Source organism: Streptomyces sp. NPDC054840, from assembly GCF_053611065.1.
On record NZ_JBSGZP010000149.1, the window covers coordinates 1 to 12959 of the forward strand.

At 70.5% G+C, this 12959-nt stretch carries 12 protein-coding genes; 3 read left to right on the forward strand and 9 right to left on the reverse strand.

Going from position 1 to position 12959, the window contains the following annotated elements:
* Window positions 1–108: 108 nt before the first annotated feature.
* The 8 genes from ACWGIU_RS13690 to ACWGIU_RS13725 all read right to left on the reverse strand — a co-directional run bounded on the left by ACWGIU_RS13690 (window position 109) and on the right by ACWGIU_RS13725 (window position 10066).
* The gene (locus ACWGIU_RS13690; RefSeq protein WP_453705407.1) at window positions 109–987 is read right to left on the reverse strand and encodes an isocitrate lyase/phosphoenolpyruvate mutase family protein; all 879 of its coding nucleotides are present in this window, start codon (window positions 985–987) and stop codon (window positions 109–111) included.
* A gap of 94 nt (window positions 988–1081) precedes the next feature.
* Window positions 1082–2320 (reverse strand): ATP-grasp domain-containing protein, encoded by a 1239-nt coding sequence (locus ACWGIU_RS13695; protein ID WP_453705409.1) that lies wholly within the window; start codon window positions 2318–2320, stop codon window positions 1082–1084.
* Window positions 2317–3615: an ATP-grasp domain-containing protein gene (locus ACWGIU_RS13700; protein WP_453705411.1), complete on the reverse strand. Its 1299-nt coding sequence runs from the start codon at window positions 3613–3615 to the stop codon at window positions 2317–2319. The genes ACWGIU_RS13695 and ACWGIU_RS13700 overlap by 4 nt, the downstream gene beginning before the upstream one ends.
* Window positions 3605–4837, reverse strand: a complete 1233-nt coding sequence (locus ACWGIU_RS13705) for a pyridoxal phosphate-dependent aminotransferase (RefSeq protein WP_453705413.1) — start codon at window positions 4835–4837, stop codon at window positions 3605–3607. The genes ACWGIU_RS13700 and ACWGIU_RS13705 overlap by 11 nt, the downstream gene beginning before the upstream one ends.
* Window positions 4838–4955: 118 nt before the next feature.
* Complete coding sequence (locus ACWGIU_RS13710; RefSeq protein ID WP_453705415.1) at window positions 4956–5678, reverse strand: sulfite exporter TauE/SafE family protein; 723 nt, start codon at window positions 5676–5678, stop codon at window positions 4956–4958.
* Between the two features lie 32 nt (window positions 5679–5710).
* The gene (locus ACWGIU_RS13715; protein ID WP_453705417.1) at window positions 5711–6469 is read right to left on the reverse strand and encodes a fumarylacetoacetate hydrolase family protein; all 759 of its coding nucleotides are present in this window, start codon (window positions 6467–6469) and stop codon (window positions 5711–5713) included.
* Window positions 6457–9348 (reverse strand): FAD-binding and (Fe-S)-binding domain-containing protein, encoded by a 2892-nt coding sequence (locus ACWGIU_RS13720; RefSeq protein ID WP_453705419.1) that lies wholly within the window; start codon window positions 9346–9348, stop codon window positions 6457–6459. The genes ACWGIU_RS13715 and ACWGIU_RS13720 overlap by 13 nt, the downstream gene beginning before the upstream one ends.
* Window positions 9349–9400: 52 nt before the next feature.
* Window positions 9401–10066 (reverse strand): 2OG-Fe dioxygenase family protein, encoded by a 666-nt coding sequence (locus ACWGIU_RS13725; RefSeq protein ID WP_453705421.1) that lies wholly within the window; start codon window positions 10064–10066, stop codon window positions 9401–9403.
* A 465-nt stretch (window positions 10067–10531) separates the two neighbouring features.
* Between ACWGIU_RS13725 and ACWGIU_RS13730 the strand changes: the two genes are divergently transcribed.
* Window positions 10532–11590, forward strand: a complete 1059-nt coding sequence (locus tag ACWGIU_RS13730) for a LuxR C-terminal-related transcriptional regulator (protein ID WP_453705423.1) — start codon at window positions 10532–10534, stop codon at window positions 11588–11590.
* A gap of 40 nt (window positions 11591–11630) precedes the next feature.
* On the opposite strand, the gene ACWGIU_RS13735 is transcribed toward ACWGIU_RS13730, so the two are convergent.
* Window positions 11631–11789, reverse strand: coding sequence for a hypothetical protein (locus tag ACWGIU_RS13735; protein WP_453705425.1), 159 nt, complete (start codon window positions 11787–11789; stop codon window positions 11631–11633).
* 441 nt (window positions 11790–12230) lie between these two features.
* Here ACWGIU_RS13735 and ACWGIU_RS13740 point away from each other — a divergent pair, with 441 nt between their 5' ends.
* Window positions 12231–12500 carry a type II toxin-antitoxin system Phd/YefM family antitoxin gene (locus ACWGIU_RS13740; RefSeq protein ID WP_453705427.1) on the forward strand — a complete coding sequence of 90 codons (270 nt, stop codon included), beginning with the start codon at window positions 12231–12233 and terminating at the stop codon, window positions 12498–12500.
* Window positions 12493–12762, forward strand: coding sequence for a type II toxin-antitoxin system RelE family toxin (locus ACWGIU_RS13745; RefSeq protein WP_453705429.1), 270 nt, complete (start codon window positions 12493–12495; stop codon window positions 12760–12762). The genes ACWGIU_RS13740 and ACWGIU_RS13745 overlap by 8 nt, the downstream gene beginning before the upstream one ends.
* Window positions 12763–12959: the final 197 nt, after the last annotated feature.

The window sequence follows — 12959 nt, forward strand, 5'->3', positions numbered from 1 at the left end:
GGACGAGGATCCCCAGCGGGTTCAGCAGGACGCCCGTGAACAGCAGCCAGAAGACCCCCGGGAGCGGAACGCGATGTTCCGCTCCCGGCCGGGCCGTCGCCCGGAGGGTCACGCGGACTCGAGCTCCTGCCAGTCCGCGAGGCGCTGCAGGGCGAACACGTCCTTGACGGAGGCGATCTTGTCCTCCAGGTGGGTGGTCTCTCCGTGGCTCAGGATCGAGGCGTAGGTGTCCCGCAGTGCCGACACCGTCGCCCGCAGCCCCTGGTTGGCGTAGATGATGGTGGACACGCCGTCCTTGACCGCGTCGTCCGCGTGCCAGTCGGGGTAGGTCGTGGGCACCACGACGACGGGCACCCGGTCGTGCCACCCCTGGAGGAACTCCAGGACCTGGTCCTTCGTACGGGACTTGGAGTGGATGAGCACGGCGTCCGCGCCCGCGTCGACGTAGGCGTGGCAGCGCTCCAGCGCGACCTCCACGCCGAGGCCGTCGATCAGGGCCTCGGTGCGGGCGATGAAGAAGAAGTCCTCACCGCGCTGCGCGTTCTTGGCGACCCTGACCTTGGAGCAGTACTCCTCGGTGTCCAGGAGGGTGTGCGCGGTGGCGACGAAGCTGTTCATCTTCGGGAAGAGCTTGTCCTCCATGCAGACCGCGGTGATGCCGGCCGCCTCGTACTCGTGCACCATGTGCGCGACGTTGAGGTTGTTGCCGTAGCCGGTGTCGACATCCGCGACGACCGGGATGCCGAGCGCCTTCTGGGTGTGTGCGGCGGCCTCCAGGTACTCGGTCATCGTCAGCACGCTGGCGTCGGGCAGGCAGCGGGCCGCGGACACCTCCAGGCTGGAGGCCCATACGGCGTCGAACCCGGCGGCCTGCGCCAGCCGGCCGCCCAGGGCGTCGTGCGCGCCGGCGACGCGGACGGCCTGCGAGAGGGCACGCCGCTGGGCGAGGACGCTGCGGAAGGAGGGGTACGAAACGGGCTTGAACATGTTGGTTCCTTCGAAGTCGTTCAGTGGTCTGTCCGGGCCGTCCCGGCCGTCGGCAGGGCGGCAGGGCGGCAGGGCGGCGGGGCCTTGGCCTGCCTCAGTGCGAGCCGGCGGTCCGGACCGAGATCAGGGAGAGCGCCCGGCGGGCCCGGTGCAGCGCCTCGCGCCCCGTCGGAGCGGTCGCCACGACGTGTCCGTGCCGGGCGCTGTGGTCGGCCAGGGGCACACCGGCGTCGCCCGGTGCGACGTACAGGCTGACGTCGGCCACGCCTTCGAGACGGCGTGCCGCGTCCTCCCCCAGCACCTCGGTGACCGTTCCGGCATCGGCGGGCAGGAAGGCGATGGCGGCGGCCCCCTTGGCGGCCGGCCGGGGCGGTGTCCATCCCGGCAGGTGCAGTGCCACCAGTTCGGCGGGAATGCCGACCCCGGTGGTCAGTTCGACGAGCCGGGTGATCCGGTCGCCTGCCGGGCGGCAGTTGATCTCGATCAGCCGGGGTCCGTCGGCCGCGAGCCGCAGTTCGACGTGGGCGGCCCCGAAGTCGAACCCGACGGCGCGCACCGCGTCCGTCGCGACCCGGGCACACCGCTCGTCGAGCCCGTCACCCAGCTCGGCCGGGACGTGGTGGCCGGTCTCCACGAAATGGGGGAGCTCGCCCAGTTCCTTCCAGGTCACGGCGAGAACCGTGATCTCCCCGCCGTTCACCAGTGCCTCGACGCTGACCTCCGGCCCGTCGACGTACTCCTCGACGAGGGCTGCCGGGATCTTGAGCTGGCCGCGCTCGTTGTGGGTCTCCGCCAGGATCGTACGGACGTGCTCGGCGGCCTCGGCCGCGGTCGCGCACAGCCGGACCCCGTTGCTGCCCCCGTCGTCCAGCGGCTTGACGACACACGGGTAGCCGAGGTCCGCCCTGCCCGCCTCCTGCGGGCCGGTGACCCGGGCGAACCGCGGAACGGGCACGCCCGCCGCCGCGCACAGCGCGCGCGTGGCCGACTTGTCGCGGGCGGCCCGTACGCCGGCCGGGTCCGGGCCGGGCAGCCCGAGGGCCCGGGCGGCCTCGGCGGCGGGGATCATGTGCCACTCGCCGACCGAGATCAGCGCGTCCGCCGGCGGCGAGAGCCTGCGTACGGCGTCGACGACGGCCCGGGAGTCGTTGGTCTCGCACACCACGACCTCGTCCAGCCAGGCGGTATCGAGCCGTTCGTGGCCGGCGGCGAGGTAGAGGGACAGGTCCCGGGTCAGGAAGGTGACCCGGTGGCCCGCCTCGCGCGCCGCGAGGATCGCCTCGTACCCGGCGCCGGTGAGGTTGCTCTCCAGAAACACGATGTGACGGGTCATACCGTCGCCCCGGAGTCGTCGTCGACCCGCTCGGGGACCACATCGAACAGCTCCTCGCACAGCGCCGTGAGCTCCCGCAGGTCCGCCGACAGCTGCTCCGGGGACGCCGCGCGCATCTCGATGCGCACCGGCGCCGCCACGCCCTCGTGTCGGGGGCGCACCACGTCCCCGAGCTGCTTGTAGGTGTCGACCTGCACCGTGCTGGACAGCGCGCGGATCGCGTCCAGGGTGCGGTACGAGCGCAGCCGGCCGGCGTGCGCCGGGTACGGCGTGACAACCGCCGCCGCCCCGTCGTGGGCCGGGGTCACCTGCGGCCGTACGCCGCGCATGACATCGCGGTATCCGGCGATGATGTTGATGCCGAAGGCCTCGCGCAGCAGCGGGGCACGGTTCGCGCCGGGCCGGCCGCCCGCCTCGATCAGCCGGGGGCCGCCGGAGCCCTGGACGAACTCGACGTGCAGCAGGCCGCGGTCGACGTCCAGCGCGCGTACGGCCTCACAGGCCAGGGCGCGCATCCGGTCCTGCTGGTCCGCGGTGAGCCGGGTCGCCGTCACCCGGGCGAAGTGGTGGAAGTCGGTGCCGCCGAGGTCGGTGCCGGTGACCACGTCGATGACGGGCGTGGTCCACACCTCGCCGTCCAGCACCAGGCACTCGACCGAGTGGTTGGTGCCGGGCAGGTATTCCTCCGCGAGGATCTCCACCGGTACGCCGGACACCCGCTGCTGCTCGGAGAACTGGGGCAGCGTGTCACGGACCTGCCGGTAGGCGGCGGTCAGCTCGTCGGCGTCCGCGCACAGCGAGACGAAGTAACTGCCCCACAGGTTGCCGGGCTTGAGGATGACGGGGTAGCCGGTGCCCGCGGCGAACCGCAGCAGCCCCGCCTCGTCGGTGACCACGTGGGAGCGGGCGGAGGATTCGATGCCGATCCGCTCGGCGAACCGGCGCCGCATCTCGCTCTTGCTCCGCACGGCCGTGGCGGCGGCCGGGGTCATGCCGCGCAGGCCGAGCAGGGCGCACACCTCGCTCCACAGCGGAACCAGGGTCTCGTCCACGTTCAGCACGCACTCCAGGCGGTACCGGCCGCGGATCTCCTCGATCCGGCGGGCGATCGCCTCGGGACCCTGCGAGAAGGCGAACTTCTCGACGAAGTCGAACTCCGGGGGTTCCAGCTTGTGCGGCGTCTCCTCGTCGAGGAGCAGGCCCAGGGCGGACTCGCCGCCGAGCAGTCCGGCGTAGAACTCGGGGCGCTGGGCGGTGCCGAAGTAGAGGACGAGCGGCCGGAGGTCACCTGACATCGTCCATCACCTCCCGCAGACGGGACAGACCCGCGGTGATGCGGTCCTCGGCTATGGCGTACGACAGCCGGAGGAAGCCCTCGCTGCCGAAGGCGGATCCGGGGGTCAGCGCGATGCCGGCGTGCTCCAGCAGGAGTTCGGCGAGCACGCCGCCGTCGGTCACGTCGATGCCGCGCAGCGTGCGGCCGATGACGTCGCGGCCGTCGACGAAGAAGTAGAACGCACCCTGGGGGGTGGTGGCCGAAAGGTGCGGGGTGGCGTCCAGGGCCTTCTCGACGATGCCGTGCCGGTGCAGCAGTACCTGGCGGGCCTCGGCGACGAACGAGTCGAGTTCACCGCGCGCGGCGGGCAGCAGCGCGTGCTGGACCACACTGGTCACGTTGGACGTGGTGTGGCTCTGCAGGTTCTTCATGGCGGAGATCACCGCGGCGGGGCCGTGTACGTGGCCGGCCCGCCAGCCGGTGACGGCGAAGCTCTTGGAGAACGAACCGATGCCGACGACGAGCTCGCGGGCGCCGTCGACCAGCGCCGCGGGGTGCGCGTGCTGCGCGCCGGGCAGCACCAGCTCTCCGTAGCACTCGTCGAACAGGATCCACACGCCGTGCCCCTGGGCCCAGGCGGTGATCTCGGCCAGTACGCGGGGCGGGTAGACGGCGCCGGTCGGGTTGTTCGGCGTGTTCAGCACGAGCATCCGCGTCCGCGGCGTGCGCAGTGCCTCCAGCCGCTCGACGGTCGGCACGAAGCCGGTGTCCGCGGTCTCCACCGGCACCGGTACCGCCCCGGCCAGTCGGATCTGGGCCTGGAAGGTCCCCCAGCCGGGGTTGGGCACGAGCGCCTCGTCGCCGGAGTCGAGCAGGACCAGGCACGCCAGGTACAGCGCGTGCTTGGCGCCGGCGGTGACGAGGACCTCGGAGGGCGTGTACCCGACACCGGACAGCCGGGAGATCCGGTCGGCGAGGGCCTCGCGCAGGGCAGGGATGCCGGCGGTGTCGGTGTAGCGGTGCACGTCCGCTTCGGCGGTGTGCCGCAGGGCGCTCAGCACCTCCGGGTGCGGCGCGAAGTCCAGTTCTCCGGCGGCGAAGTTGACGATGTCGACGCCGCGGGCGCGCAGCGCCTCCGCCTTGTTGCGGGTACCTGAGGTCTTGGAGCCGGATATGAGGGTGCTGCGCCGTGACAGCCGCATGAGCGGTTCGCGCCCCGGGCTGACGTGCGGGTCGGGCATGTGGATTCACATCCTTGCGGTGAGATGCGTGGCGGCGGGCGAACGGCTTCAGCCGCTGGGTGGTCGCCCGTGGAGCGGGTGGAGCGGGTGGAGCGGGAGGTACGGGTGCGGCGGCGTGTCAGGCGGTGGCAACGCGCAGGACCACCGACAGCGAGCTGACGACCAGCAGGCCGAGGACGACCCGGCGGAACCGCTCGGCGTTCAGGCGGCGGAAGGCCTTCTCGCCGACGAATATCCCGATGAGCAGGGCCGGCAACCCGACGAGGAGCATCTGCCCGACGGTCGCGGTGAGCTGGCCGCTGATCCCGAAGCCGGCCAGTGCGGCCAGGCTGGTACCGGAGAACACCACGCCCAGCGTGGCGCGCTGGACCCTGGGCTCCAGCTTCATGCTCTGGAACGCGGCGACCATGGGCGGGCCGTCGATGCCGGTGGCGGCGAAGGAGGCTCCGGAGAACATCCCGACCGCCATCACCGCGCCCAGACCGCCGCCCAGCGTGATCTTCCGCCAGACGATGAACGTGCCCAGCAGCACCACCGCCGTGATGACGAACAGCAGCACCTGCGAGGAGAGCGTGGCCAGCAGCCACACTCCGAACGGCACGCCGGCCAGCCCGGACAGCAGGGTCGCCGTCATCAGGCGGCGGTCGACATGGCGCCAGTCACGGACGGCGATCCACAGGCTGAGCGGGGCGGCCATGATCCCGGCCACGACCACCGCGCTCGCCGGGTCGATGAGCAGCGCCAGAGGCGGGACGGCCACCAGGGAGAAGCCGAATCCCGCCGTGGTGCGTACGACGGAGGCGACGGCCAGCACCAGGAAGGCGCCGAGGAGGATCATCATGGGGAAGCGGTCTCCAGATTGGGCGGCGCGGTTCAGACGACGTGATTGGTGAGCTCGCCGATCCCCTCGACGGAGACCGTGACCCGATCGCCGCGCCGCAGCGGTCCGACACCCGCCGGGGTGCCGGTGAGTATCACGTCACCAGGGTGCAGTGTCATGGCCGAACTGATGTGACTGATCAGGCGGTCGACGGGGTGCACCATGCGGGAGCTGTTGCCGTCCTGCCGGGTTTCGCCGTTCACGGTGGCCCGTACCCCGACCGCCCTGACGTCGAGTCCGGTCTCCACCCAGGGGCCGATCGGGCAGAAGGTGTCCGATCCCTTGGCGCGCCACCACTGCCGGTCCGGGCCCTGGAGGTCGCGGGCGGTGATGTCGTTGGCGCAGGTGTAGCCGAGGACGTGCGCGGGCACCTGTTCCGGCGTCAGATCGCGGCAGGTCCGGCCGATCACCGCGGCGAGCTCGGCCTCGTGGTGGAGCTCGTCCGTGTAGGACGGTTTGACGATGGCCTCGCCCGGGCCGATGACGGCGCTGCCCGGCATGAGGAACACGAGCGGCTCCTCGGGCACCTCGTTGCCGAGTTCCGCGGCGTGCTCGGCGTAGTTCCGGCCGATCGCGAGGACCTTCCCCGGTGTGACGGGAGCGAGCAGCCGCACCTCCCGTAGGGGGAAGCGGGGCGCGTCCGAGGGCACGTCCAGAGGACCGAAGGGGCCGTTGATGAGTGGGACGACCTCGTCGTCGGCGAGGAGTCCGTAGCGGATCGTGCCCGCCTTCTCGAACCTTACGATGCGCATGTGCCGCTTCCGTTCTCGCTCTCGGCGGGGGTGGTGTTTCCCGGCAGGGCGCGCAGCAGCAGCTCCGCCAGGTGTTCGGGACGGTGTGAGCCCTCCTGGGCGATCTGCGTCCGGCAGGAGAACCCGTCGGCCACTACGGCGGTGTCCGGCCCGGCGGCCCGCAGCTTCGGGTAGAGCTCCCGCTCGGCCGCGCCCTGGGAGACGTCCCAGTGGCCCGGTTCGTAGCCGAAGTTGCCGGCCATGCCGCAGCAGCCGGCGGAGATCACGTCGGTGGTGACGCCGAGCCGGCGCAGCACCTCGGTCTCCGGACCGTGGCCGTGGCCGGCCTCCTGGTGGCAGTGCGGCTGCATCACGGCATCCTGGTCGAGCTTCCCGAACGGCCAGGGGCCCGGGTGGTCCGCCACCACCTCGGCGAGGGTGCGTACCTGCTGGGACAGCCGGCGTACGAGCGGCGAGTCCGGCAGCAGTTCGGCCGCCTCCTCGCGCAGGGTCTGGGTGCAGGAGGGTTCCAGGCCGACGATGACGCGGCCGGCTTCCAGGTGCCCGCGCAGGGCGCCCACCGAGCGGCCGAGCACCGCCCGGGCGGTCCCCAGCTGGCCGGTGGAGTGCCAGGTCAGGCCGCAGCAGACCGGGCCGTCGGGCAGGACCACCTCGTACCCGAGGGCTTCCAGGACCCGGGTGGCGGCCTGGGCCCCGCGGGGGTCGAGGAGGTTGCTGAAGGTGTCCGGCCACAGGACGACGGTGCCGGCGGAGCCCGCCGGGACGCGCGCCCCCGTACCGGCCGCCGCGCCCGCGGGGACCGGCCTGCGGTAGCGGAACCACTGCCGGAAGGTCTGCCCCGGCAGTTCCACCAGCGGCCTGCGCGTCTCCAGTCCGGCCAGGGAGCTCAGTCTGGCCGCGAGCGGCGCACGCCGCGTCAGCCGGTTGAGCGAACGGGGGGCCACCGACGCCAGCCGGGCCAGCAGCGGCAGCCAGCCCAGGGTGTAGTGGGCCCGCGGTCGGAGCCGTCCCTCGTAGTGCCGGTGCAGGAACTCCGACTTGTAGGCGGCCATGTCGACATTCACCGAGCAGTCGCTCTTGCACGCCTTGCAGGAGAAGCACAGGTCGAGTGCGTCCCGGACCTCGGTGGAACGGTAGCCGTCGGTGATCGTCTCGCCGCGCAGCATCTCGCTCAGCACCCGGGCGCGACCTCGGGTGGAGTGCACCTCGTCGCGGGTGACCTGGTAGGAGGGACACATGTGGCCGGTGTCGTTGCGGCAGGTGCCGACGCCGGTGCAGCGGTGCACGGCGCTGGTGAGCGAACCCTGGTCGCCGCCGAAGCGCTGGATCATCGGCAGCTCCTTGCGGTCGCGGCCCGGGCTGGGGCGGATGTCCTGGTCGAAGGGGACCGGGTCCACGATGATGCCGGGGTTGAGCATGTTGCCCGGATCCCAGATGTTCTTGAACGCCGCGAAAGCGCCGACGAGTTCGGGCGAGTACGTACGGGCCAGGAGCTCGGACCGGGCGCGGCCGTCGCCGTGCTCACCGGAGGCGCAGCCGCCGTGCTCGACCACGAGGTCGCCGGCGGCGGTGATGAACTCCCGGTAGCCGGCGATGCCCTGCTCGGTGCCGAGTTCCCAGTCGACCCGGACGTGCAGGCAGCCCTCGCCGAAGTGCCCCGTGATGGTTCCGGTCCGCCGGTGTTCGGCCATGAGGGCGTGCAGGTCCCGCAGGTATCCCGACAGCCGCTCCGGCGGGACGGCGGAATCCTCCCAGCCGGGCCAGGCCTGCCGTCCGTCGGCCATCCGGGTGGCGATGCCCGCGCCGTTGCGGCGGATGGACCAGATCGCGGCCGTCTGCTCGGCGTCGGCGGTGATGAAGCTGGTGGCGTCGGTCTCACGGGCCAGGCGCTCGGCGTTGGCGATCGCGTCGGCCTCGTCGATGCCCTCGATCTCGCAGTACAGCCAGGCCGCCCCGCGCGGCAGCAGGTCGATGCCCGGAGCGCGCCCGCCGCGCGAGCGCAGCGCCTCCACCAGCGGGGCGTCCAGACCCTCCACGGTCAGCGCGCCGGCCTTCGCCAGTGCGGGCGCACAGTCGGCGGCCGCGTAGACGTCGGGGAGGCCGAGTACGAGAAGCACCCTGGCGGCGGGAATCGGGGTGAGCCTGACCTGGGCACCGAGCAGGACGCCACAGGTGCCCTCCGTGCCCACCAGTGAGCGGGCGACGTGGAAGCCCTTCTCGGGAAGCAGGGCGTTCAGTCCGTACCCCGACACCTGCCGGCCGAATCGGCCGAGCTCGGTGCGCAGCGGCGCGAGGTGGCGGTCCCTCAGCTGCTTGAGCCGGCGGTCGATGTCCGCGTCACCGCTGGAGCCCTGGCCGGCGCGGATCCGGCGGCCGTCCGCCAGCAGCAGGTCCACCTGCTCGGTGATGTCGGCGGTCGTGCCCCAGGCCACCGAGTGGGCGCCGCAAGCGTGGTTGCCGATCATTCCGCCGATGGTGCAGCGGGAGTACGTGGAGGGGTCGGGGCCGACGGTGAGGCCGTGTGCGGCGGCCCGGTCCCGCAGGGTGCCGAGGACGACGCCGGGCTGGACGGTGGCGGTGCCGGCTTCCGGGTCGAGGTCCTCGATGCGGTTCATGTACCGGGAGAAGTCGAGGATGAGTCCGGTGCCGATGGAGTTGCCGGCGATGGAGGTGCCGCCGCCCCGGCAGGTGATGCCGACGCCGTGCTCGACGGCGATGCCCACGGCAACGGCGGCCTCTTCCGCGTCCCGGGGCTCCAACACCGCGGTCGGCATGACGCGGTAGATCGAGGCGTCGGACGTGTAGGCGGTTCGGGTCCGCACGTCCGTGCGGGCGGCGGGCAGGCGTGCCTGCAGTTGCCTGGTGAAGTCGTCGTTCATGGCGTCTTTCCCGGGTGGGCGGTGGGGCGGCGGCGGTGGAAGCGCGGTCGGGTCAGCCGCGCGCGTCAGCGGTGGCCAGCGGGAAGTAGTCGATCAGCAGCATGTCGCGCACGCCCTGCCGGACTCCGTCCGCCGGCTCGATCGCGGAGACGCCGTGGAAGACCCGGCGGTCGTCGATCACGATCGACTCGAAGGGCTGGAGCAGCGTGGTGCTGTAGATCGGCCGGCGGTCGCGGTCGTACAGCTGCGACTCGCCTCCCTCGACGTCGGCACGGCGCATCAGGACCTGCGCCACGTAGTGGTGCCCGTCCTCGTGGACGCCCTCGGGGGCCGGGAGCCCCTTCGCGTCGCGGGTCGCGGTGATGCGGATCTGGTGGACGCCGACACCGCTGGTGGCGGGGTCGAAGTCACCGGGCAGCCGCTCGGCGAAGAAGCGGATGAGGGTGTGGAGCACCCCTCCCGCGGCCACTTCGGCGACCAGCGGCGGAAAGTGCCGGTCGACGCCGCCGTGGAGGGAGTTCACCTGGGCCGACTGGTGGAAGGCTCGCGGGGGCTCCGCCACGAGATCCCCGTCGGCGAAGCGGAAGGACCCATGCCGACGGCGGCGGTAGTCCGCGCCGTCTTTCATGTACGCGTCGACCGGAAGGTCCTCCCAGGATTCCAGGAACAGCTTGATCTGGTCCGCAGAGTGATTGTTCAGCGCCTCCTTCAGATCCATTTCCGAGAAGTACCGATACGGATCGCTGCTCTCGCCGACCGAGCCCCCTGACCGTATTACATCGGTCGTCACTACGCACTCCCTTTATTGGCTTCTTTACGACGTTGCCTCAGCGAATGAGACATCTCGATCCTGGCTGGAAGGAGTTCTCCGGGCAAGGCCGGAACCGGTGCGGGAACCTGCGCCGCAGGAACACGCGGGGCAACTGGATCAGGGGAGCCCGCCTCCCCCGCACATCCACCTGACGACACCACTCCGAATATTCCCCGGCCATGCGGCCGATGGCGAAAGAGGCCGAAAACAAGCGGTTCGGTGGCGGGATGCGTTCGACGGCACAGCGGCACGGCCCGGCCCGGCATATGCCCCTCCCAAGAGGGACTTCATGACGTGATCAAAGTCTCCACCTGCACTGATGTCGTGGGAAGGCGCCGTCTACTAGCCTGAACGGGAGCACAGGTTGCCAGCATGGGGGAATGCAGCGTGACGCCTAAGTTTGAAACACGTCTCGAATCTCTACAATCTCAAGACATTCAGCTCTACCGGGAGTTGCTCGCACAGGATTCGGCACCATGCCTGCCGACCCAGCCGGACTCCGCTACCGAAGACCAGGAGGTAGAGGCCCGGGAGGATTCGCTGGAAAGACTGCTTTCATCCGGCCTCGCAGTCCCGGATGAGCAGAGCAAAACAGGCTTCACCCCCGTGAATCCCGAAACCATCGGAAGTTACGTTGTAGCCGAGATACTCGAAAGCTCCGCCCGCTCGGCGATCAACTTGCTTCGAGTGCGCGAAGAATTGGCTCCGGTGGTCGCCGAATATCGGAACAATCATCTTCGGAATGCCTACGGATATGTGACGCACACCGACTTCCCGAACATCAATGCGGCCATCCGCCTGGCGGCCCGGGAGTGCCGTGGCGAAGTACTCACCTCACAGCCCGGTGGTGCCCGGTCCGCAGCCGTTCTGGGCGAGTCACTGCCGTCCACGCTGGACATGCTGGACCGCGGGGTGACGATGAAGACGATCTATCAGCACAACGCCCGGTCCAGCTCGGCGACGCGTCATTACGTCCGCGCGATCCAGGAGCGCGGCGCCCAGGTGGCGACGCTGGACGAGAACTTCGACCGTCTGATCATCTTCGACCGGACGGTGGCGTTCATCCCCGCCGACGACGACCGCCGGGCAGCGGCGGAGATCCGGGCCCCGGCTATGGTCTCGTTCCTCGTGGCCCTCTTCGAACGCTCGTGGATCAGGGCGGTCCCCTTCACTCCGCCCGGCCGCGACCGGGCGACGACCCGCATCACCGACGACCTGGAACTGGCGATCATGCGGCACATCGTCGCCGGTGACACGGACTCGGTGACGGCCGGGCAGCTCGGCATCAGCGTGCGTCGGTGCCAGGAGTACGTCGCGAGGATGTCCGCGAAGCTGGGCAGTCGCAGCCGGGCCCAACTGGGCTACCTGATCGCCAAGTCGGGGCTGCTTGACAACGTTGCCGAGGAGGCAGGCCCGGACCGCTCTCCCTGACCGTTACCGCTCAGGGCGGCGGCGGGCAGTGGGCTTGCCCTCAGCCGCCCTGGAACGGCGTCGGCGCGGGCTTGCCCGAGTCCCACCCGATATCGCCGGCCACACCGGCCACCGGCACCGCGACGGGAGCCGCCGCCTGGGCCGACGTGACGGGCAGGGCGATCAGTGCCATGGCGGAAACGAGAAGGGCGGTGGCCAAGCGGTGCATGGTTTCTCTCTCATGGGGTGCTCGAGTGGGGCGGACTGTCACGCCGAGGGGAGCGCTCAATTATGTTCATGCAACACCTACCGTCGATTCAAGATCTCCAGGGGGTGGTAAACCCGCACTGCGGGAAGACGAAGCCGCCGCCACCCCGCGGCGGGCTTCCCTTCCGACCCGTGTGGCCCCACCCCCATGCCGAAAAAACGCGGCGCGTCGGAGGCAGGGTGGCGACGGGACGACCAACGGCAGGATCGACCGTCGCGGCCCCCCAGGCTGGTTTGCGGGGGGGGGCTCACCGAGATGCGTACGGTCCGGGCCTGGGTGTGACCGACTCGATCACCGCTACGAGCAGCGATGACCTTTATGGCGCGGCAAGTCGCCGGCAAACAGCCGTGGTGTACACATGGGACGCATGGGACCCTTGGAATGTTTGTGTGCATGATGCAGCCGCTGCCCATAGAGTCCATCCGCGACGTGCGCGCACATCTGGCCGAGGTCGTGGAGCACGCCGACCGCGACGACGTACCCACCGTGATCACGCGCCGCGGCAAGGAAGTCGCCGCTGTCGTCTCCATCGAGGTTCTGCGCAAGTACCAGAAGTGGGAAGAGCGCGAGATCAACCGGATCATCGACGAGCGCATGGCCAACCCCGCGCCCGGCATCCCGATCGAGGACATCATGAGGGAGACGCTGGCACGCGGTGAGTGAGTACCGAACTGTCTTCCGCCCCGAGGCCCAGGCCGAGCTTCGGAAGATCCCCCGCGACATGGCGCTACGCATTCTGGCCAAGCTGACCGAGCTGGAGACCGACCCACTCGGCTTCAACACCACCGCACTCGTGTCTCAGCCCGAGCGCCGCCGCTTGCGCGTCGGCGTCGGCGACTACCGCGTCGTCTACACGATCGACAACGGGGAGCTGGTGATCTGGGTCGTTCACGTAGGACACCGATCCACCGTTTACGAGACCTGATCGCCACTGACTCCGCGTCGGAATATTCAGCACCGATCCAGCACGGTAACAACGAAGGGGGCGGACTCGGCAGAGTCCGTCCTCCTGACCTGCATGTTTACCAGATCAGCGAGGTCGAGCGCACGATCGATCGACCGCCGGACAGAACGTGGCGGGCGGGTTGGTCGCCGGGCCGGGGCCGCCTCGCACGCCGGTGC

Excerpts from the sequence above, each read along its gene's own strand:
- ACWGIU_RS13690 (WP_453705407.1), bottom strand. The coding sequence starts at position 987 with ATGTTCAAGCCCGTTTCGTACCCCTCCTTCCGCAGCGTCCTCGCCCAG.
- ACWGIU_RS13695 (WP_453705409.1), bottom strand. The coding sequence starts at position 2,320 with ATGACCCGTCACATCGTGTTTCTGGAGAGCAACCTCACCGGCGCCGGG.
- ACWGIU_RS13700 (WP_453705411.1), bottom strand. The coding sequence starts at position 3,615 with ATGTCAGGTGACCTCCGGCCGCTCGTCCTCTACTTCGGCACCGCCCAG.
- ACWGIU_RS13705 (WP_453705413.1), bottom strand. The coding sequence starts at position 4,837 with ATGCCCGACCCGCACGTCAGCCCGGGGCGCGAACCGCTCATGCGGCTG.
- ACWGIU_RS13710 (WP_453705415.1), bottom strand. The coding sequence starts at position 5,678 with ATGATGATCCTCCTCGGCGCCTTCCTGGTGCTGGCCGTCGCCTCCGTC.
- ACWGIU_RS13715 (WP_453705417.1), bottom strand. The coding sequence starts at position 6,469 with ATGCGCATCGTAAGGTTCGAGAAGGCGGGCACGATCCGCTACGGACTC.
- ACWGIU_RS13720 (WP_453705419.1), bottom strand. The coding sequence starts at position 9,348 with ATGAACGACGACTTCACCAGGCAACTGCAGGCACGCCTGCCCGCCGCC.
- ACWGIU_RS13725 (WP_453705421.1), bottom strand. The coding sequence starts at position 10,066 with ATGGATCTGAAGGAGGCGCTGAACAATCACTCTGCGGACCAGATCAAG.
- ACWGIU_RS13730 (WP_453705423.1), top strand. The coding sequence starts at position 10,532 with ATGGGGGAATGCAGCGTGACGCCTAAGTTTGAAACACGTCTCGAATCT.
- ACWGIU_RS13740 (WP_453705427.1), top strand. The coding sequence starts at position 12,231 with ATGATGCAGCCGCTGCCCATAGAGTCCATCCGCGACGTGCGCGCACAT.